Origin of the sequence: Alcanivorax sp. UBA3183 (genome assembly GCF_002364155.1) — a bacterium.
GTDB lineage: Bacteria > Pseudomonadota > Gammaproteobacteria > Pseudomonadales > Alcanivoracaceae > Alcanivorax > Alcanivorax jadensis.
This window is the reverse complement of sequence record NZ_DEXN01000015.1, coordinates 123,899-124,170: the sequence shown is the minus strand read 5'-3', so window position 1 is coordinate 124,170 and position 272 is coordinate 123,899. Positions and strand designations below refer to the sequence as shown.

1 protein-coding gene is annotated in these 272 nt (G+C 63.2%); it reads left to right on the top strand.

From position 1 onward, the window contains the following. Nucleotides 1-272, top strand: a 272-nt coding sequence (locus tag B3Q33_RS06895) for an AarF/UbiB family protein (RefSeq protein WP_286827310.1), incomplete at both ends; no start/stop codon positions are given.

The window sequence follows — 272 nt, the reverse complement described above, 5'->3', positions numbered from 1 at the left end:
GTGGAGCTGCGCCGCTACCGTCCCGTGGAACTGGTGCGCGAGTTCAAACGCTCCCTCACCCGGGAGCTGGATTTCACCATCGAAGCGCGCAACGCCGATCGTATTCGCAAGAACCTGCGCTCTCTGAAGTGGCTGACAGTTCCCCGGGTGTATTGGGAGCTGTCATCACAGACCCTGCAGGTGCAGGAGCATATCCAGGGCATTCCCGCCCGCGCCACAGACGAGCTGGATGCAGAAGGCCTCGACCGGGTACTAATCGCCCGGCGCGGTGC